Annotated in this window: 20 protein-coding genes and 3 pseudogenes; 11 read left to right on the top strand and 12 right to left on the bottom strand. The window is 71.6% G+C overall.

Annotated features, from left to right (window positions below; translation table 11 throughout):
* Window positions 1-897 precede the first annotated feature (897 nt).
* Together N4P33_RS19100 and N4P33_RS19095 are read right to left on the bottom strand one after the other, a co-directional pair.
* Window positions 898-1,386 carry a glyoxalase/bleomycin resistance/extradiol dioxygenase family protein gene (locus N4P33_RS19100; RefSeq protein WP_260827842.1) on the bottom strand — a complete coding sequence of 163 codons (489 nt, stop codon included), beginning with the start codon at window positions 1,384-1,386 and terminating at the stop codon, window positions 898-900.
* 120 nt (window positions 1,387-1,506) lie between these two features.
* Window positions 1,507-1,899, bottom strand: a complete 393-nt coding sequence (locus N4P33_RS19095) for a DUF4190 domain-containing protein (RefSeq protein WP_260827841.1) — start codon at window positions 1,897-1,899, stop codon at window positions 1,507-1,509.
* Between the two features lie 209 nt (window positions 1,900-2,108).
* Between N4P33_RS19095 and N4P33_RS19090 the strand changes: the two genes are divergently transcribed.
* Window positions 2,109-3,323, top strand: coding sequence for a glycoside hydrolase family 64 protein (locus N4P33_RS19090; RefSeq protein WP_260827840.1), 1,215 nt, complete (start codon window positions 2,109-2,111; stop codon window positions 3,321-3,323).
* A 201-nt stretch (window positions 3,324-3,524) separates the two neighbouring features.
* Window positions 3,525-4,202, top strand: a complete 678-nt coding sequence (locus N4P33_RS19085) for a hypothetical protein (RefSeq protein ID WP_260827839.1) — start codon at window positions 3,525-3,527, stop codon at window positions 4,200-4,202.
* 88 nt (window positions 4,203-4,290) lie between these two features.
* On the opposite strand, the gene N4P33_RS19080 is transcribed toward N4P33_RS19085, so the two are convergent.
* The 6 genes from N4P33_RS19080 to N4P33_RS19055 form a co-directional block, all read right to left on the bottom strand.
* Window positions 4,291-4,425 (bottom strand): AIM24 family protein, encoded by a 135-nt coding sequence (locus N4P33_RS19080; RefSeq protein WP_260827838.1) that lies wholly within the window; start codon window positions 4,423-4,425, stop codon window positions 4,291-4,293.
* Between the two features lie 13 nt (window positions 4,426-4,438).
* A complete protein-coding gene (locus N4P33_RS19075; protein ID WP_260827837.1) occupies window positions 4,439-5,290 on the bottom strand; it encodes an NAD(P)H-binding protein in 852 nt (283 codons plus the stop codon).
* 89 nt (window positions 5,291-5,379) lie between these two features.
* Window positions 5,380-6,171 carry an SAM-dependent methyltransferase gene (locus N4P33_RS19070; protein WP_260827836.1) on the bottom strand — a complete coding sequence of 264 codons (792 nt, stop codon included), beginning with the start codon at window positions 6,169-6,171 and terminating at the stop codon, window positions 5,380-5,382.
* 157 nt (window positions 6,172-6,328) lie between these two features.
* Entirely contained in the window at window positions 6,329-6,730 is a 402-nt protein-coding gene (locus tag N4P33_RS19065; RefSeq protein ID WP_260827835.1) for a DUF2267 domain-containing protein, read from the bottom strand.
* Between the two features lie 147 nt (window positions 6,731-6,877).
* Window positions 6,878-7,090: a hypothetical protein gene (locus N4P33_RS19060; protein ID WP_260827834.1), complete on the bottom strand. Its 213-nt coding sequence runs from the start codon at window positions 7,088-7,090 to the stop codon at window positions 6,878-6,880.
* A 102-nt stretch (window positions 7,091-7,192) separates the two neighbouring features.
* A complete protein-coding gene (locus N4P33_RS19055; protein WP_399029744.1) occupies window positions 7,193-8,194 on the bottom strand; it encodes an RNA polymerase sigma-70 factor in 1,002 nt (333 codons plus the stop codon).
* 132 nt (window positions 8,195-8,326) lie between these two features.
* On the opposite strand from N4P33_RS19055, the gene N4P33_RS19050 reads away from it, so the two are divergent.
* The 7 genes and pseudogenes from N4P33_RS19050 to N4P33_RS19020 all read left to right on the top strand — a co-directional run.
* Window positions 8,327-8,812 (top strand): carboxymuconolactone decarboxylase family protein, encoded by a 486-nt coding sequence (locus N4P33_RS19050; protein WP_260827832.1) that lies wholly within the window; start codon window positions 8,327-8,329, stop codon window positions 8,810-8,812.
* A gap of 122 nt (window positions 8,813-8,934) precedes the next feature.
* Window positions 8,935-10,044 carry a CapA family protein gene (locus tag N4P33_RS19045; protein ID WP_260827831.1) on the top strand — a complete coding sequence of 370 codons (1,110 nt, stop codon included), beginning with the start codon at window positions 8,935-8,937 and terminating at the stop codon, window positions 10,042-10,044.
* 101 nt (window positions 10,045-10,145) lie between these two features.
* Window positions 10,146-10,472, top strand: coding sequence for a J domain-containing protein (locus N4P33_RS19040; protein WP_260827830.1), 327 nt, complete (start codon window positions 10,146-10,148; stop codon window positions 10,470-10,472).
* A 60-nt stretch (window positions 10,473-10,532) separates the two neighbouring features.
* Complete coding sequence (gene dnaK / locus N4P33_RS19035; protein ID WP_260827829.1) at window positions 10,533-12,413, top strand: molecular chaperone DnaK; 1,881 nt, start codon at window positions 10,533-10,535, stop codon at window positions 12,411-12,413.
* A gap of 2 nt (window positions 12,414-12,415) precedes the next feature.
* Window positions 12,416-13,051, top strand: coding sequence for a nucleotide exchange factor GrpE (grpE, locus tag N4P33_RS19030; protein WP_260827828.1), 636 nt, complete (start codon window positions 12,416-12,418; stop codon window positions 13,049-13,051).
* Window positions 13,052-13,182: 131 nt separating this feature from the next.
* Window positions 13,183-13,647 (top strand): PPOX class F420-dependent oxidoreductase, encoded by a 465-nt coding sequence (locus N4P33_RS19025; RefSeq protein WP_260827827.1) that lies wholly within the window; start codon window positions 13,183-13,185, stop codon window positions 13,645-13,647.
* A gap of 78 nt (window positions 13,648-13,725) precedes the next feature.
* Window positions 13,726-14,558, top strand: a pseudogene (locus tag N4P33_RS19020) (MFS transporter); the annotation flags it as partial.
* A gap of 65 nt (window positions 14,559-14,623) precedes the next feature.
* On the opposite strand, the pseudogene N4P33_RS19015 reads toward N4P33_RS19020, so the two are convergent.
* Window positions 14,624-15,112, bottom strand: a pseudogene (locus tag N4P33_RS19015) (amidohydrolase family protein); the annotation flags it as partial.
* On the opposite strand from N4P33_RS19015, the pseudogene N4P33_RS19010 reads away from it, so the two are divergent.
* Window positions 15,111-15,518: pseudogene (locus N4P33_RS19010) on the top strand (TetR/AcrR family transcriptional regulator C-terminal domain-containing protein); the annotation flags it as partial. The pseudogenes N4P33_RS19015 and N4P33_RS19010 sit on opposite strands and share 2 nt — an antisense overlap.
* 111 nt (window positions 15,519-15,629) lie before the next feature.
* Window positions 15,630-16,511, top strand: coding sequence for an endonuclease/exonuclease/phosphatase family protein (locus N4P33_RS19005; protein WP_260827826.1), 882 nt, complete (start codon window positions 15,630-15,632; stop codon window positions 16,509-16,511).
* 38 nt (window positions 16,512-16,549) lie between these two features.
* Here N4P33_RS19005 and N4P33_RS19000 read toward each other — a convergent pair whose 3' ends face one another.
* From N4P33_RS19000 to N4P33_RS18990, 3 genes are all read right to left on the bottom strand, one after another.
* Entirely contained in the window at window positions 16,550-16,882 is a 333-nt protein-coding gene (locus tag N4P33_RS19000; RefSeq protein ID WP_260827825.1) for a putative quinol monooxygenase, read from the bottom strand.
* A 63-nt stretch (window positions 16,883-16,945) separates the two neighbouring features.
* Complete coding sequence (locus tag N4P33_RS18995; protein WP_260827824.1) at window positions 16,946-18,130, bottom strand: anhydro-N-acetylmuramic acid kinase; 1,185 nt, start codon at window positions 18,128-18,130, stop codon at window positions 16,946-16,948.
* A gap of 30 nt (window positions 18,131-18,160) precedes the next feature.
* On the bottom strand, window positions 18,161-18,794 hold a 634-nt coding region (locus tag N4P33_RS18990; RefSeq protein ID WP_260827823.1), incomplete at its 5' end, for an MFS transporter.

The following is an 18,794-nucleotide window of genomic DNA, read 5'->3' as shown; positions in this document are numbered from 1 at the left end:
GGCTGGTGCCCGGGAGGAGTCGGCCGCCGGGTCGGCTCCGTGGCCGTCGGGCGGCGGCTGGGCGACGCGGGCCGCTCGGACCGAGGGGAGGCCGACGGCTTCTTGCTCGGCACTGCCGGTTTGCGTGACTGAGCCGTGGCGGTGGGCCGGTCGCTGGGCTGCGCGGGTCGCTGCGTACGAGCTGTGCCGGTGGGCGGCTTGCTGGGCGGGGCCGGCTTCCGGGTCGGAGCTGTGGCCGTGGGCCGTCGGCTGGGCGGTGCCTGCTGCTCGGTACGAGAGGTGGCGGCGGGCCGGTCGCTGGGCTGGGCCGGTCGCTGGGTCCGGGAGGTGGCCGTGGGCCGTGCGCTGGGCTCGGCCGGTCGCTGGGTCCGGGAGGTGGCCGTGGGCCGCCCGGTGGGCTCCGCCGGTCGCTGCGTACGAGAGGTGGCTGTCGGCCGTCCGGTGGGCGGGGCCTGCTCCTGGGTTCGGGACGTGGCTGTCGGTCGCCGCGTGCGATCCGTCGTCGTCGGCCTGGCCGACCGCGAGTCCGTCGCGGTCGGGCTGTCCGTGCGCGTCGCCTCCGTCTCGGCGGTCAGGGACGGCAGGGGATCGAGCGTCGGCAGGGACAGGTCGGTCGAGGACGTGGGATCCGGGCGCGGCGCGTCACCGTCCTGTGCCACCAGCGCCCACACGCCGACACCCCCGAGGGCGAGCACGACGGCGCCGCCCGCGATCCAAGGGGCACGCCGGGGTGGGCGTCGGTGACGGTTCATGGTTCTTACTGTGCTATGTGATCAGAAGGGCCGCTCGTCGCCGAGCGAGGGCTCCCGCCACCGTGGCCGCCCGAGGCAGGACCGACACTCCCGGTGCTGACCACCCGTCGGGCAAGGGCACCCCTGGCAGGGGCGGCACCGCCGCTCAGCCCAAGGCGGTGGCCAGGCGGCGGCGCAGTTCGTCCTCCGGGACGTCCTCCAGATGGGTCAGGAACACCCACACGTGACCCGACGGATCCCTGAGGATGGCGGTGCGATCACCGTGGAACATGTCCTGCGGCGGCTGAAGGATCTCGGCGCCGGCGCCTGCCGCACGCTCCACCAGGCTGTCCACGTCCGGCACGAAGACGTGCAGCGCGACGGACGTGCCGCCGCCGAGAGACGCCGGCGCAACGAAGAAGCTCCCGTCCGGCCCGTCCGCCCCGGCGTCGCCCAGCATGAGCGTCGACTGCCCGATGGTGATCTCGGCGTGGAGGACTCCGCCGCCCGGGGCGTCGAGACGAAAGTCCTCACGGGCGCCGAAGGCCCGCTGGTAGAAGTCGATCGCCGCGGCGGCGTCGTCCACCATGATGTGCGGGACGACGCTGTACCGGTAGCGCTCCGGGATCTCCGGATGAGCCGTGCTCGTGGTCATGACGATCCTCCTCGATCAGAGCGGCAGGCCGCTCCTGCCGCTCTGAGAGGAACCTAGAACCTCAAGTCAGGTTGAGCTCAAGGCCGTGATCCGGTGCCGGGGCCGTGATCCGCGGGCGGGTCAGTTGTTCATGTCCTTGTTGAAGTCCTCGGCGCAGGCGTCCCGTTCGCTCTGTGTGTCGGCGTGCTCGACGCAGTCGTTGAAGTTCTTGAACTCGTCCGAGTTGAGGATCGACGCACCGATCGCGATGATCACGACGGACGCGATCATCCCCAGCGTGCCGAGCACCGCCCCGATGATGGACATCGTGCGGTGCGGGGCCCGGCCGCCTCGCGCCCTGCGCGCACCGATGATGCCGAAGATCAGGGCGAGCAGTCCGAGGAGCACGCCGCCGAAGACGGTCCAGAACAGCAGAATCGCCACGATGCCCAGGACCAGCGCGGCGATCGCCATTCCGTTGCCCCGCCGCCCACCCGTCTCCGGCTGCGTCTGCGCGAAGTCGTTCCCAGCCATGGGTCGTTCAGAGAAAGACACGTCACCACACTCATCTCTGTTTCCGTTCCGACGAGTTGCCGTAGCAGCCGTGTGCCCCGGCAAGGGTGACGAATGCCTGATCGCGCCGGAACCGCACCGCACCGACCGTTGACAGGTGCATATCAGAGCGCAACGCTGAGAGCGCTCTCAACTTTTCGTCGATCAACCAACTCCGAACGGAGACAGGCATGTTGCGCCTCATCAGACGCACCCTCGAACGACGAACCTCGGCGGTGAGCCTGGCCTGCGCCACGCTCCTCGCAGGGTCACTCCTCACGGCCGGAACGGAGTCGGCCCACGCCGCCGTCCCGGCGACGATCCCCCTGAAGGTCACCAACAACTCGGGCCGCGCCGAGCAGCTGTACGTCTACAACCTCGGCACCGAACTCTCCACCGGCCGCCAGGGCTGGGCCGACGCGAACGGCACCTTCCACCCCTGGCCCGCGGGCGGCAACCCACCGACTCCCGCGCCCGACGCGTCGATCCCCGGCCCGGCGCCAGGGCAGACGGCGACGATCCGGCTGCCGAAGTTCTCGGGCCGCGTCTACTTCTCCTACGGCCAGAAGCTGGTGTTCAAGCTGGCCACCGGAGGTCTGGTCCAGCCCGCCGTGCAGAACCCCTCGGACCCCAACCGCGACATCCTGTTCAACTGGTCGGAGTACACGCTCAACGACTCCGGCCTGTGGCTCAACAGCACCCAGGTGGACATGTTCTCCGCGCCCTACAGCGTCGGAGTCCAGCGCGCCGACGGCAGCACCGCGAGCACGGGCCGGCTCAAGCCCGGCGGCTACAACGGCTTCTTCAACGGCCTGCGCGCCCGACCCGGGGGCTGGGCCAACCTGATCCAGACGCGCTCCGACGGCACCGTCCTGCGGGCACTGTCCCCGCTGTACGGCGTGGAGACCGGCGCCCTCCCGGCCTCCGTCATGGACGACTACGTCAACCGCGTCTGGCAGAAGTACGCCACCTCCACGCTCACAGTGACCCCCTTCGCCGACAAGCCCGGCACCAAGTACTACGGCCGTGTCTCCGGCGACGTCATGAACTTCACCAACAGTTCCGGCGCCGTCGTCACCAGCTTCCTCAAGCCCGACGCCGCCTCGGTATTCGGCTGTCACAGAAGGCTCGACGCCCCGAACGACCAGGTGCGCGGCCCCATCTCGCGCACCCTGTGCGCCGGCTTCAACCGCACCACGCTCCTGGTCAACCCCAGCCAGCCCGACGCGAATGCCGGCGCCTTCTACCAGGACGCCGTCACCAACCACTACGCCCGCCTCATCCACGCGCAGATGGCCGACGGCAAGGCCTACGCCTTCGCCTTCGACGACGTGGGCCACCACGAGTCCCTCGTCCACGACGGCGACCCCCGGGAGGCCCACCTCACGCTCGACCCCATGAGCTGATCGCGTACAAGTCCCGTGCTTCGGCAATATGTTGACGGAACGTCAGTACACACATCAACTACAACTTTGCCGTTGCTTGGTGTAGCTGCGCCGCTGTTTGCGTGAGCCTCATGGGCACAGGACGGTGACCCCAGCCTCGTCAGCACCACAGGACGCCGGGGTCACCGTTTCCCCCCACGTACGTGCGAGAGGCAACAACACATGACAGTGAACCGCATGCTGCGCCACGGCGGCCGTGCCGTGGCGCTGACCGCCGTCGCGCTCGGAACCGTCGCCGCGACGGCCCTGCCCGCCGCGGCCGAGGAACAGCCCACCCGGGAGCAGATCCTGGCCGACTGCGCCTCCGGTGAGGGCCAGTGCACCTTCAACGAACCGCAGCTCGGTGAGGCCTTCCTCGGCGAGGCCCGCCAGGTGTCCGATCTGCTCTACAACTGCTCCTCCTCACCCGCCTCCCAGTCGCTGAGCTGGGCCGACACCGTGGGCTCCAGCCACTCCGTCGGAGGCTCCATCACCGTCGGCGGCGGCATCGAGGGCATCATCAGCGCCAGCGTGACCGCGACGTACAACTACACCTGGCAGAGCTCGCACACGGAGACCAGCACCGCCACCGTGACCGTGGCGCCGGGCGAGGTGGGATGGATCTCCCGCGCCCAGGTCATGCAGCGCATAACCGGCACGTGGCAGACGCACTACGAAGACCGCAAGTGGGGCCACTACTACTGGTTCGTGCCCGACGTCGTCACCAGTCCCGCCCCGAACGGCACGGACGGCAAGCGCAGCGCGGTGATGGTCAAGTCCCGCAAGATGACCTCCGAGGAGAAGCGGGCCTGCGCCGCCTCCGGATCCGCCGAGGACAAGGTCTTCACACGCGCCGGCTGACCCGGCCGGCACTCCGGGTCGCGGCGGGGCCGGCTCAGAGCGCCCCGCCGCCGACCCGTCGCCCGCGCGCCCCTGCGGGCGGCCCGAACTACCCTCGGCTGAACGGCAGTCGGGCCGTGAGCCAGGTGATCAGAGCGCCCGGGTTGCGGCTCTGGGTCCACAGCCGGCCGGGCCCGGTGAACTCGAAGACCAGGCCCTCGCCAGACTTCAGGGTCTGCATCATCCCGCGGGCCACCTCAGGCCGTGGACCGCGCCCGGAAGACGTCCGCGTGGTCCGCCGCCCACCGGGCGAACGTACGGGCAGGGCGGCCGGTGACCTTCTGGACGGTGTCGGCGACCGTACGCCCCACCTCGGGTGTGTTTCCGTACGCCTCGAGCAGGAAGCCGATCACGTCCTCCGAGTGACCCGCCGCCCGCCACTGCGCCACGGCCTGCTCCTCGGTGAGCTCGAGCAGGGTGATGTCCCGGCCGCGGGCGGCTGCGATCGTCTCCACCTTGTCGCCCACGGTCAGCAGCTCGGGACCGGTGATCACGTACTCCTGGCGCCCGTGCCCCTCCTCGGTGAGCGCGACCGCCGCGACGGCGCCGATGTCGGCCTCGTGCACCATCGCGCTCAGCCGCGACACGAACGGCTCGCGGACCTCGTCCGAGGCCACGACCGAGTCCGCCCACTCCAGGGCGTTGGCCATGAACTCGACCGGCATGAGGACCGTCCAGTCGACGCCGTCGTCGGCGCGCACCGCGTCCTCCAGCGGCGTCGGTCCGCCGCCGTGCAGCACGGTGACCCGGCGGACACCGGCCGCGTGGGCCAGTTCCAGGATCCGCGGGCCGGTCTCCAGCGGGGCGAAGTAGGGGCCGCCGAAGGTGATCAGATGGAGGCCGGTCACCCCGTCCAGCACGTGGGAGAGGCTGTCAGGGTCGGTGAGGTCGCCCTGGACGACCTCGACACCGGCAGGGAAGCCGTCGGCGCGCGCCGCGTCCCGGGTCAGGGCGCGCACCGCGTGGCCGCGGGCGAGCAGTTCGGCGACGACCTGGCGGCCGACGGTTCCGGTGGCGCCGGTGACAAGGATCTTCTGCGTCTCAGTCATGCCTCGACGGTAGAGAGCCTTGCGGTCACCTTTTGTCCGCAACCGTCGGCCCCTCCGCAACGGTCATCGCGCCAGGCCCGTCGTACCGTTCACCGCTTGCGGGCCACACCGCCGAACATGGCGACCTCGTCCGGCAGCTCGCCCCCGACGCGTGCCGGGTGCCAGCGGTTGCAGGAGACCACGCCGGGAGGCAGGAGCTCCAGGCCGTCGAAGAAGCCGGTGACGGCCTCCGGAGTGCGCTGGGTGAGCTTCGGCGTGCCGTGGGCGTTCCAGAACTCCACCGCGGCGTCCACATCGGGCATGTCCGGGCGGGTGATCGTGTGGGACAGCACCAGATGGCTGCCGGCGGGCAGGGCGTCCATCAGCCGCCGCACGATCCCGTGTGCCTCGGTGTCGTCCTCGACGAAGATGACCACGCCGAGCAGGATCAGCGCCACGGGCCGGGTCAGGTCCAGGCACTTCCCCGCCTGTTCGAGGATGGTGTCGACGTTGCGCAGATCCTCCTCGAGGTAGTCGGTGCGCCCCTCGGGGGAGCTGGCCAGCAGCGCCTCTGCGTGGGCGAGGACGATCGGGTCGTTGTCGACGTAGACGATGCGCGACTCGGGCGCCAGCCGCTGGGCCACCTCATGGGTGTTGTCGGCGGTGGGCAGACCGGTGCCGATGTCGAGGAACTGCCGGATCCCGCACTCGGTCACCAGATGGGTCACCGCGTGCTTGAGGAACTCGCGGTCCGCGCGGGCGTACTCACCGATGCCGGGATGCAGCGCCCGGATCTGCTCGCCGGCCTGCCGGTCGACCTCGTAGTAGTCCTTGCCGCCCAGCCAGTAGTTCCAGATCCGCGCCGTGTGCGGCTGATCGGTCCTGATTCTGCCCTCGGACATCCGGTGCGCTCCCCTTCGTGCGGTCGGTTCCCAAGTGACAACCTACCGAACGGAGTTGCGGCCGGTCCGCCGGGCTGCCGCACGTCGCGCACAGGGAGCCGGCCGCGCCGACGCCCCCGCACGCCGCGCACGGCTGTCTGCCGCGGACCTCAGTCGGTCAGTCCGACCCCTCTGCCGCGCGGCCCGCCGGAAGCAGCTCGCGGATGTCCGCGGGCAGGGCGCCCGCCACGTGGTCCATCAGCTCGGGGGCGATCGCGGCGTCGAGGACCTCCAGCACGGCCGCCGCCTCCCGCAGGGCCATGTCCTCGTCCGTGCCGGCCCGGCCTGCGATCCGGCCGGCGAAGGTCGCCAGATCGAACCGCTCGCCCGACGTGTCCGCCGACTGGCGTACGGAGTCGGCCAGTTCCCGAGGCAGCTGGGCGGTCATGTGCCCGGCGAGGCCGGACGGCAGCCGCTCGGCCGGCGTGGTCAGCACGGCCTGCGTCGCCCGCTCCGCCGGAGCCCGCCCGGGCAGCCGGGTCAGCGCCTGCACCTTCCCGATCATCTCGTCGTGCCGCATGAGAGGTGTGTCCTTCCGCGTGGGGCGGTCCGCCGGCACGCCGACGCCTGACGAGGGGCGAGTACCCGTCCGCGCGCGGCCGACGAGCGCGTGCGAATGGCGGCGGCGCCGTCGCGTACGAGGCCGCCGGGCTGGTGTCACCTCAGGTCATCGGGCGCAGCCGACATCCAGTACTTCGATCACGTCGCCGTGCCGGGTGTACACGAGCCAGCACCAGTCGCCGAACGCGGCGGCCAGATCCGAGGCCCGGGTCTCCCGGTCACCGGCCACGGCCCCGATCAGCGTGATGATCTCCTCGTGCACCTCGTCCGGGACGTCGAACAGCACGCTCGCGGCCTGCTGGACCATTTCCACTTTCATCTCGCCTCCCGCGGAGAGCAGGAGCAGCCGGATCAAGAGGTCTGACCAGCATAGTCCTCCGGCTGCGTCAGGCCGAGAGCGTGCGCCGCGGTGGAAGGCCCCTCACCGGCACAGCGTGGTCTCCCGGTCCATGTGCACCAGCTTGTGGGGGTTGCGCACGGCGTAGAGCCCGGTGATGAGCCCGTCGTCGATGCGCACCGCCAGCACGCTGTCGAGCTCGCCGTCGAGCCGGAACAGCAGCGCCGGGTACGCGTTGACGTGCGCCGGACGCAGCGACAGCGAGCCCCGGAACTTGCCCCATCCGCCGATCAGCAGCCGGGCCACCTTGTCGGCCCCCACGATGGGCCGCGGCACGGCCTGCTTGACCCCGCCGCCGTCACCCATCAGCACGACGTCCGGCGCGAGGATGTCGAGCAGCCCCTGCAGATCGCCCGTCTCGGTCGCCCGCCGGAACGCCGCGAGCGCGTCCCGCGTCTGGGCCGGGGACACCGCGCCGCGCGGCCGTCGCGCCGCGACATGGGCGCGCGCCCGGTGCGCCACCTGACGGACCGCCGCCGGGCTCTTGTCGACGGCCTCCGCGATCTCGTCGTAGCCGAGGTCGAACACCTCACGCAGCACGAACACCGCCCGCTCGGTCGGCGTGAGCGTCTCCATCACCAGCAGCATCGCCATCGAGACGCTGTCGGCCAGTTCGACGTCCTCGGCGACGTCCGGCGTGGTGAGCAGCGGCTCGGGCAGCCACGGCCCGACGTAGGACTCCTTGCGGCGGCCGAGCGTCCGCAGCCGGGTCAGCGCCTGGCGCGTGGTGATCCGCACCAGATACGCCCGCTGGTCCCGCACCTGGGAGAGATCGACCCCGGACCACCGCAGCCAGGTCTCCTGCAGCACATCCTCCGCGTCGGCGGCCGAGCCGAGAATCTCGTAGGCGACGGTGAACAGCAGATTGCGATGGGCGACGAACGCCTCGGTGGCCCGGTCCGGGCCTGCCTCGCCGACGGGCCGACGTGTCCCGCCGTCCGTGCGCCCCGCCTGCCCGCCGTGCTCCGCGCGCTTGGTGTCCACCGCTTGCTCCCGCCTTGTCCCGCTCGACGCCGCCACGCACACAGGACGTCGGCCGCCCCGGTTCTGTGACATCCGCGGGCGGTGGCGCACGTCACACACCGCAGGCCGTCACACGAAGCGGCCCGCCGGCATCTCGTGGTCAACCGATGCACCACCACGAGTGAGGACGAGGTCATGGACGCTCGATTCAACCTGTTCGACAACGAGCTCGCCGTCCGGTTCGCCAAGCGGTTCGCCGGAGCCGGGCTGGTGATCCAGCAGTCGTCGCTGCCGAAGACCGTCCAGGAACTGGTGTCCCTGCGCGCCAGCCAGATCAACGGCTGCGGTCACTGCATCGACATGCACGCCAAGGAGGCCGCTGCCGCCGGCGAGACGGCGGTGCGGCTCCACCTGGTCGCCGCCTGGCGGGAGGCCACCGTGTTCACCGAGGCGGAGCGGGCCGCGCTGGCCCTCGCCGAGGAGGGCACCCGGCTCGCCGACGCCCATACCGGGGTGTCCGACGAGACCTGGGAGCAGGTGCGCAAGCACTACGACGACGACCAGATCGCGGCCCTGGTCGCCCTGGTCGCCCTGATCAACGCGGCCAACCGGCTCGCCGTGATCGTGCACCAGAAGGGCGGCTCCTACGAGCCGGGCATGTTCGCCGCCGCGTTCGACTGACCGGCGCCGCGCAGCAGCCCCGGCCCCCGTGCGGGCCGGGGCGTCCCGGCTGCCCGAGGCCGGGGACACCGTGACCGCGGGCGCAGTGGAGGGCGGCTGCCCTACCCACTTACCGTGGAGGCATGGGCGGCAGCGCGGTGACGCTGTTCCTGTGCGGTGACGTGATGCTCGGGCGCGGCGTCGACCAGATCCTGGCGCACCCCGCCGATCCGGCGCTGCGGGAGGCGTACGTCCGTGACGCGCGCGCATACGTCCGGCTCGCGGAGTCGGCGAACGGTCCCGTCCCCGTACCCGTCGCGCCGTCCTGGCCGTGGGGCGAGGCGCTGCGGGTGCTCGACGAGGCCGCCGCGGACGCCAGGGTCGTGAACCTGGAGACGTCCGTGACGAGGAGCGACACCCACGCACCCGGCAAGGGCATCCACTACCGGATGCACCCGGACAATCTCCCCGCCCTCACCGTGGCCCGCCCCGACGTTTGCGTCCTGGCCAACAACCACGTCCTGGACTTCGGCCGCCCCGGACTGCTGGAGACCTTCGACACGCTGGCCCGCGCGGGCCTGACGACGGCGGGCGCCGGCCGCGACGCCGAGAAAGCCCATGCACCGGCAGTGGTAGACCTGCCGGGCGGGGGGCGAGTGCTCGTCTTCGGGCTCGGCTCGCCCACCAGCGGCATCCCGGCGAGCTGGGCGGCGACCGCGGACCGGCCCGGCGTCGCGTACGTCCCCGAACTGTCGCGGTGGGAGGCCGACGCCGTCGTGGAGCGCGTGCACCGGGTCCGCCGGGACGGCGACGTGGTGGTCGCCTCCGTGCACTGGGGCTCCAACTGGGGCTATCACGTCCCCCGGGAGCAGGTGCGCTTCGCACACGCCCTGGTGGACGGCGGGGTCGACATCGTCCACGGCCACTCCTCCCACCATCCGCGTCCGCTGGAGGTGTACCGGGAACGGCTGATCCTGTACGGCTGCGGCGACTTCATCGACGACTACGAGGGCATCTCGGGCTACGAGAACTACCGCGACGACCTCCGTCTGGCCTTCCTGGTGTCCGTCTCCGCCGGCACCGGCCATCTGGCCGGCCTGCGGATGGTGCCGCTGCGAGCACGGCGGATGACGCTGGAGCGGGCGGACGAGGACGACAGCCGCTGGCTGCGGGCGACGCTGGAGCGCATCAGCCACGGCATGCACGTGTCCCTCGAAGCCGACGGCACCCTCACAGCTGACGCGTCACGCTGACCCCACGATTGCCTTGACAAGAGGAGACTCAAGTTTTATTGAGTTGTCGTAGGCAACCCAGGTCCGAAGTCGCAGCTCGCAGGGGCAGGGAGGTGGCCTGGATGCAGGTGCCGGACCTGTACGCGGTACTGGGGGTCGAGCCCTCCGCGACGGCCGAGGTGATCACCTCGGCGTTCCGCCGCCGGGTGCGGGAGCTGCGCCCCGACACCCGCGTGGACGCCGTGACGGCTCAGGAGTTCGGGCAGGTGCGGTCGGCGTACGAGACCCTGCGCGACCCGGTGCGGCGCGCGGCCTACGACCAGGCGTACGACAGGACCCGCCCGAGGGCCCCGGTCCCGCCGCGCCGGCGCTACGTCGTCGTCCTCGGCACCTCGCCCGCCGAACCGCCCCTGCGTGCCGGACCGGTCCACTGGGAGCCCGGCCGGTGACGCGGCGGATCCGGCCAGGCAGGGCGTGCATCGGGGCATGCGCGAGGAAGGAGAGTCCAGATGGCCCGTTCGGTCGGTATCGATCTCGGCACGACGAACTCGGTGGTCTCGGTCCTGGAAGGCGGCGAGCCCACCGTCATCACCAACACGGAAGGCGCCCGCACGACACCGTCCGTCGTCGCGTTCGCCAAGAACGGCGAGGTGCTCACCGGTGAGGTCGCCAAGCGGCAGGCCGTGACCAACGTCGAGCGCACCGCGCGCTCGGTGAAGCGGCACGTGGGCGATCACAGCTGGCGGTTCCCCGAGCACGGGGACATCGACGGCAAGCGCTACACCGCGCAGGAGATCTCCGCGCGCGTGCTGCAGAAGCTGAAGCGGGACGCGGAGGCGTACCTGGGGGAGGACGTCACCGACGCGGTGATCACCGTGCCCGCCTACTTCGACGACACCCAGCGGCAGGCCACCAAGGAGGCCGGAGAGATCGCGGGCCTGAACGTCCTGCGGATCATCAACGAGCCGACCGCCGCGGCACTGGCGTACGGCCTGGACAAGGAGAACGACCAGACCGTGCTCGTCTTCGACCTGGGCGGCGGCACCTTCGACGTGTCGCTGCTGGAGATGGGCGAGGGCGTCATCGAGGTGAAGGCCACCAACGGTGACACGCACCTGGGCGGTGACGACTGGGACCAGCGGATCGTCGACCACCTGGTCAAGCAGTTCAAGAACAACTACGGCGTCGACCTCTCCAAGGACAAGATGGCCGTGCAGCGCCTCCGGGAGGCGGCGGAGAAGGCGAAGATCGAGCTGTCCAGCTCGACCGAGACGACGATCAACCTGCCCTACGTCACCGCGTCCGCCGAAGGCCCGCTGCACCTCGACGAGAAGCTGACCCGGGCCCAGTTCCAGCAGCTGACGGCCGATCTGCTGGAGCGGTGCAAGGCCCCGTTCCACAACGCGATCAAGGACGCCGGGATCAAGGTGTCCGACATCGACCACGTCGTCCTGGTGGGCGGCTCGACGCGGATGCCGGCGGTGACCGAGCTGGTGAAGGAGCTCACCGGCAAGGAACCGCACAAGGGCGTCAACCCGGACGAGGTCGTCGCGGTGGGCGCCTCGCTCCAGGCGGGTGTGCTCAAGGGCGAGGTCAAGGACGTCCTGCTGCTCGACGTCACCCCGCTGTCCCTCGGCATCGAGACCAAGGGCGGCATCATGACCAAGCTCATCGAGCGCAACACCACGATCCCCACGCGCCGTTCGGAGATCTTCACCACGGCCGAGGACAACCAGCCGTCCGTGACCATCCAGGTCTACCAAGGCGAACGGGAGATCGCCGCCTACAACAAGAAGCTCGGCATGTTCGAGCTGGCCGGTATCCCGCCGGCCCCGCGCGGCGTGCCGCAGATCGAGGTGGCCTTCGACATCGACGCCAACGGCATCATGCACGTCTCCGCGAAGGACCTCGGCACCGGCAAGGAACAGAAGATGACCGTGACCGGCGGGTCGGCGCTGCCCAAGGACGACATCGACCGCATGGTCCGCGAGGCCGAGCAGCACGCCGAGGAGGACCGCAGGCGCCGTGAGGCCGCCGAGACCCGCAACCAGGGCGAACAGCTCGTCTACCAGACCGAGAAGCTCCTGAAGGACAACGAGGGCAGGATCCCCGCCGACGCGAAGAGCGAGACGGAGACGGCGCTGGCCGACCTGAAGGAGAAGCTCAAGGACGAGAGCACGGACCCGGCCACGATCCGGCAGGCCGTCGACCGGACGGCACAGGCGGCCCAGAAGATCGGCACGGCCCTGTACGAGCAGGCACGTCCCGAGGGCGCGGCCTCCGCAGGCACCTCCGCCTCCGCCGGATCCGGGGGAGCGGGCGGTTCCGGCACGGACGACGAGGTGGTGGACGCCGAGATCGTCGACGACGACAAGCCGGAGGCGAGCTGACGATGGACCAGGACGGGCTGCGGACCAGCGACCCCGCACGGCTGCGGCGCCTGCTGGAGGAGCGCACGGCCGACCTGCAACGGGTCAAGGCCGAGTACGACAACTACCGCAAGCGGGTGGCCCGGGACCGGGTGGCCGTCCGCACCGTTGCGGCGGCCAACGTTGTCCGCGCCCTGCTGCCCGTCCTCGACGCCGTCGACCGCACCTGCGCGCACGAACCCATGACGCCCGGCCTGCGGGACATCGCCGACACGCTCCGGACCCAGCTGGGCTCACTGGGCCTGGAGTCGTTCGGCAAGGCCGGCGCCCCCTTCGACCCCACGTGCCACGAGGCCGCGGCGTACCAGATCGACCCGGACGCCACCCACATGACCTGCACCAAGATCCTCCGCCCCGGCTACCGCCTCACGGACGAACTACTCCGCCCCGCCTACGTGGAGGTGACGGGCCCGCCACCACCGCCGCGCACCGCGCACGCCCCGGACAGCGGTGGCACGCATCAGGACGAGGATCCGCTCGCCGGACACGCGCCCGCACCGCGCGAGCAGCGCGGCGGACGCGGGCTGGCCGACCGTCCCGCCGGCCGGCACCCGACCCCCGCGCACCCGGTGATCCACGGACCGTGGCCGGACTCCTAGCCCGGCCACGGCCCCACCGCCCGGCCGCGGTCTCACCGCCCACCCCGGATTACGCCCACCCGATAGCGGGGAAGGAGCTTGGCGATCCGAACCCGACCGAGTCCCCTCACGAGTGAAGGCCGAGCCCCGCCATGCCCCGCACCATCGCAACCAACACGCGTGTCGACCTCGACGGTCTGCTCGACTTCGTCCGCCCCCGTCACCGCGCCCTGCTCATCACCCGCCGCTCCGACGGCTCACCGCAGGCGTCTCCGCTGACCTGCGGGGTGGACGACTCAGGACGCCTGGTGGTGTCCACATACCCCGAGCGGGCCAAGACCCGCAACGCCCGCCACGACCCCTCCGTCAGCCTCGTCGTGCTGTCGGACGACTGGAACGGCCCCTGGGTGCAGATCGACGGAGAGGCCGAGGTGCTCGACGTCCCCGACTCCGTCGAGCCCTTGGTCGAGTACTACCGGAACATCTCCGGGGAGCACCCGGACTGGGACGAGTACCGCACGGCGATGGTCGAGCAGGGCAAGTCCCTCATCCGCATCACCCCCCGCCGCTGGGGCCCTATCGCGACAGGCGGCTTCCCCGCGCGTCTCGCCGACTGACCGGAACGGCACCACCGCGCGCTTCCGGGCGTCCACGCAGGTCCGCTGATACGTTCCTTTCCGGTCAAGCGATAAACGGGCTGGCGCATCCCCTTCCTCGCGGCAGGACCCCTGGGCATCGTCGGCATCTACCTCCGGTTCAACCTGGACGACACCCCGGCCTATCTGAAGCTGGAGGAGGGCACCGCCCACCTCTCCGAGGCCGCGGACACGGTGGAGACGACCGCCAGGGGCGACCTCGCGAAGATCTTCCGCCTGCACCGGCGGACGCTGGTGCTGTGCATCGCGCTGGTCGGCGCGTACAACATCACCGACTACATAGTGCTGTCGTACATGCCGACGTATCTCTCCGACGAGATGCACTACAGCGAGACCCACGGGCTGCTGATCCTGGTGGCCACCATGGTCGCCCTCATGCTGATCATCGATCAGGTCGGGCGGCTCTCCGACCGGTTCGGCCGCAAGCCCGTGCTGGTGACCGGCATGCTCGGCTTCTTCGTCCTGTCCGCCCCCGCGTTCCTGCTGGTGCGGCAGGGCAGCCTGCTCGCCGTCTTCGCCGGCATGCTGATCCTCGGCCTGTCCCTGGTCTGCCTGCTCGGCACCATGTCCGCGGCCCTGCCGGCCATGTTCCCCACCTCCGTGCGCTACGGCTCCCTGTCCGTCGGCTACAACCTCTCGGCCTCTTGTTCGGCGGCACCACGCCTCTGGTCATCACCGCCCTGATCAGCGTGACCGGCTCGGACATGATGCCGGCGTACTGCTCGATGGCCGCCGCCCTGGTCGGTGTCGTCGCCGTGGCCTGCATGAAGGAGACGGCGCAACAACCCCTCGAAGGGTCGCCCCCCTCGGTGCAGACCGAGGAGGAGGCAGCGGAACTCGTCCAGGCCCAGGTCCCGGCAGCGAAGTTCTGACACCGGGTCGGCGAAGGGCTGGTGCGCCGGGAACCGGGCTCGGAGCCGGAGGGCGTGGGTGGCGCCTACGCCCGGTGCACGATCGTGCCGCCTGTCATCGTCAGCGTGACGCATGCCGTGCCGAGTTCGTCGGCGGGCGCGGTGACCGGGTCGACGGCGAACGCCGTGAGGTCGGCCCGGTACCCCGGCGCGATCCGGCCCGCCACCTCCTGCTCGCCCGCCGCGAGGGCCGCGTGCGAGGTGTAGCCCTCGAGGGCCATCAGACCGGTGAGGGCCTGCCCGGCCGTGACCGGTTCTACGTCCGGCCGGCCCGGCAGGCGGCGCAGCCGGGCGGTGGCGAGCACCTCCCGCGGGTCGTAGTGCGCGATGGGACAGTCCGAGCCGAGGACGAGCACCGCGCCCGCGTCCCGCAGGTCACGGCAGCGCCAGGCCCGGGCGGCGCGCTCCTCGCCGACCCGCTGCGACCACTCGTCGCTGTGGTCGGCGCGGGTGTACGCGAGATGGGTGGGCTGCATGGACGCGGCCACGCCGAGCCGGGCGAAAACGCGCGCCGCCGCGCTCGACGGTCACCCCTGGGACGTCGCCCTGGAGGCGTGGGCCCGCTCCTACCGGGCGGCCTTCGCCGCGCACCCCCGGGCCATCCCCATGCTGATGACCTCCCCGGTGCGAGCGCCGCGGGTGATCGAGCAGTACGAGCGGGTGGCCGGCCTGCTCATGGACGCGGGGTTCGCTCCGGAGAGCGTCATGCCGATCATCACGGGCCTGGACAATCTCGTCCTCGGCTCGGCCCTGGACATGTCGGCGCCCGAGGTGATGTGGGTGGTCGACGGCGAAGCCGAGGCGCCACGCCTGGCCGAGGCCCAGGCCGCCACGGGACCGGCCCGCGCCGACCGGGCCTTCGACCTGACGCTCGCGGGATTCCTCGCCCACTGCCGTGGGCTTCTGCCGCCCCGTGCGTGAGTGAAAGGGCTGCCGGCGGAGCAGAATGCGTGGGGCGTGTGAGTCGGTGTCAGGAACGCGACGAGCGCGCCGCGTTCACTGCTTCCGCCATCACCCGACCCTGGAGAAGGCATGCAGCCCTCTTTCCGGCGCGCGCTCGGCGGCAGACGTGCCGTCGCCGCCGTCCTGACCGCACTGGCCCTCGCCGCGGCCGTCCCGTCACCCGCCGCCGCGGACACCGACGACCGCGGGAGACCGCGGCCGGTTCCCCTGCGCGTGGCGACGTACAACATCCACGCCGGAGCCGGCCAGGACGGGGTGTTCGACCTCGACCGCACCGCCGGGGCCATCCGCGAGCTGAACGCCGACGTGATCGGCCTTCAGGAGGTCGACGTCCACTGGGGTGCCCGCAGCGATTTCGTCGACGAAGCGCGGGCGCTGGCCGGGAAGTTGGGCATGCGGGTCTTCTTCGCGCCGATCTACGACCTGGACCCGGCCGCCGAGGGCGGCGAACGCCGGCAGTTCGGCGTCGCGATACTGAGCCGCTATCCGGTGCTGGACGCCGAGAACCACGACATCACCCGGCTCTCCACCCAGACGCCCGATCCGGTGCCCGCACCGGCGCCCGGCTTCGCCGAGGTCGTGGTCAACGTGAGGGGCGCCCATGTGCACGTGTACTCCACGCACCTGGACTACCGGTCCGACCCGTCGGTCCGTGCGGCCCAGGTGGGGGACATGCTCGCCGTGCTGGCCGAGGACCGGGGCCCGAAGATCCTGGTCGGCGACTTCAACGCCGAGGCCGCGGCCCCGGAACTCGCCCCGCTGTGGGGGCCGCTGCGGGACGCCGCCCCGGACGGTGGCGGCACGTACCCGGCGGTCGACCCGGTCAAGCGCATCGACTTCGTGACCGTCTCACCCGACGTCACCGTGACCGGGGCGCGGACGGTGGCGACGGACGCGTCGGACCACCGCCCGGTCGTCACGGACCTGAAGCTCCACCGGCGCGGCCACTGACCCACCCGCGCGCCGAGCCGTACGTCACCAGCGGTACGTCACTCCTGGCCTTCGACGCTCATCTCGCCCAGTGGCGACCAGTCGTCCTGCGGCACCGTCGCGTTGACGATCCTGGGCGTCTCGGCCAGGTGGGGCGGAAGGGTCCGCTGCGCCGCCCGGAAATGCTCGGACTGCACGTGAGCCGCCCCGGCCTCGTCGTCACGGAAGGCCTCGACCAGCACGTACTCCGTGGGGTCCTCCACGCTGCGCGACCAGTCGAACCACAGGCAGCCCGGCTCCTGCCGGGTGGCCGTGGTGAACTCGGCGGCGATCTGCGGCCACTGGTCGGCGTACTCGGGACGGATGCGGAACTTCGCGGTGATGAAGATCATCGGTCTCTCCGGTGGATCGCTGTGCGCATGATCGTAGCCGAGGCGGGCCGGTCGGGTACGGCGTCAGCGGGGGAGTGGGCGCAGGCGCAGGCGCAGGCGCAGGGGCGGGGCGGCCGCGGGCTCGGGCAGGCGCAGGCCCCGGCGGCCGGGCGTGATCGAGCCCAGGACGCTGGAGTGACGGGCGCCGGTGCACGCGGGGACGGTACCGGGCAGACCGTGCACGGTGAGGAAACCCAGGACGGCGAAGGCGTAGGCCTCCTTGGCGGCCGACGGCATGCCGAGCTCGTCCGAGGTCCGCAGCGGGATGTCGCGCAGCTCCGCGCGCAGCAGGGCCATCAGAGTGGGATTGCGGGTGCCGCCGCCCGAGGCGATCACCTCGCTCGCGCCGGCGGAGCGGACCGCGTCGGCGACCGTGCGGGCCGTGAGCTGAGTGACGGTGGCCACGACGTCCTCGGCCGGGAGCCGGTCGCGGTCGGCCAGCACGTCGCGCAGATAGGGCCAGTGGAAGAGTTCCTTCCCGGTCGTCTTGGGCGGCGGTTTCGCGTAGTACGGCTCGTCGAGGAGCCGCCGCAGGAGAGCGGCGTCGACGCTGCCGCGGGCGGCGAGCACCCCGTCCCGGTCGTAGTCCTGGCGGCCGTCGGTGAAGGCGTGCACGGCCGCGTCGATCAGGGCGTTGGCGGGGCCGGTGTCGAAGGCGACCGGGTCGCCCGCCGCACCGGCGACGGTGAGGTTCGCGATGCCGCCGAGGTTCAGGGCGGCGGGCACGCCGGGGCGGTCGCGCAGCCACATCAGGTCGATGATGCTCACCAGGGGAGCGCCCTGGCCTCCGGCGGTGACGTCGCGGGTCCGCAGGTCGGAGACCACGGGACAGCCGGTGGCCTCGGCGATCCAGGCGGGCGAGCCGATCTGGAGGGTGCCGTGGACGCGGCCGTGCTCGACCCAGTGGTAGACGGTCTGGCCGTGCGAGACGACGAGTTCGGCGCGGCCGTCGCACAACTCCCGGTCGGCGCGGGCGGCCAGTGCGGCGAAGGCCTGCCCGATCCGGGTGTCGAGCCGGCACACGTCCCGCATCGTGGTCGGCGCGGGCGGCAGCGCGGCGGCCAGCGCGGTCCGCAGATCGTCCGGGTAGGCCTCGCTCACCATCCCCAGCGGCTCCAGCAGCAGGCTGTCGCCCTGGAGTGTCAGCTCCGCCGCGGCGGCGTCGACCGCGTCGTGGGAGGTCCCCGACATCAGCCCGATGACCCGCATGTTCGCACCCTTCTCCCGGTTCGCCGGAGGTCAGTCGCGCAGTGCGCGGCGGTGGTCGTCGCCGCGCAGCGTCAGCAGGGCGACGGTGCTGACGGCACACGTGACGACCACGTAGTGCGCGGGGATGTCGATGTTGCCGGTCCGCTTGATCGCCTCGGTGATGATCAGGCCCGCGCATCCGGAGAACACCGCGTTCGACAGCGCGTACGCCAGTCCCAGACCGGTGTAGCGGGCGCGGGTGGGGAACATCTCGGCGAGCATCGCGGGCCCGGGCCCGGCCATCAGGCCGACGACGGCGCCGGCGGCGAACACCGCGAGGCTCTTGGCGGCCGTTGACGCCTCCGTGTCCTGCAGCAGATGCATCAGGGGGAACGCGAGGACGGCCACGAGCACCGCCCCGGCCACCATCACCGGGCGCCGGCCGATCCGGTCGCTCAGCGCGCCCGCCGGGATGATGGACGCCGCGAAGCCCAGGTTGGCGAGCACGGTCGCGATCAGCGCCTGCTGGAACGTCGCGTTCAGCGTGTTCTGCAGATAGGACGGCATGACGACGAGGAAGGTGTAACCGGCCGCCGACCAGCCCATGAGCCGCCCGGCACCGAGCGCGATGGCCTTGGCGACCTCACGGGCGGGCGCGGCGGGCACCGCGACCGCGGCCGGGGCG

The organism is Streptomyces sp. 15-116A, from assembly GCF_025290915.1.
Classification (GTDB): domain Bacteria; phylum Actinomycetota; class Actinomycetes; order Streptomycetales; family Streptomycetaceae; genus Streptomyces.
This window is presented reverse-complemented; position numbering and strand designations above follow the sequence as displayed.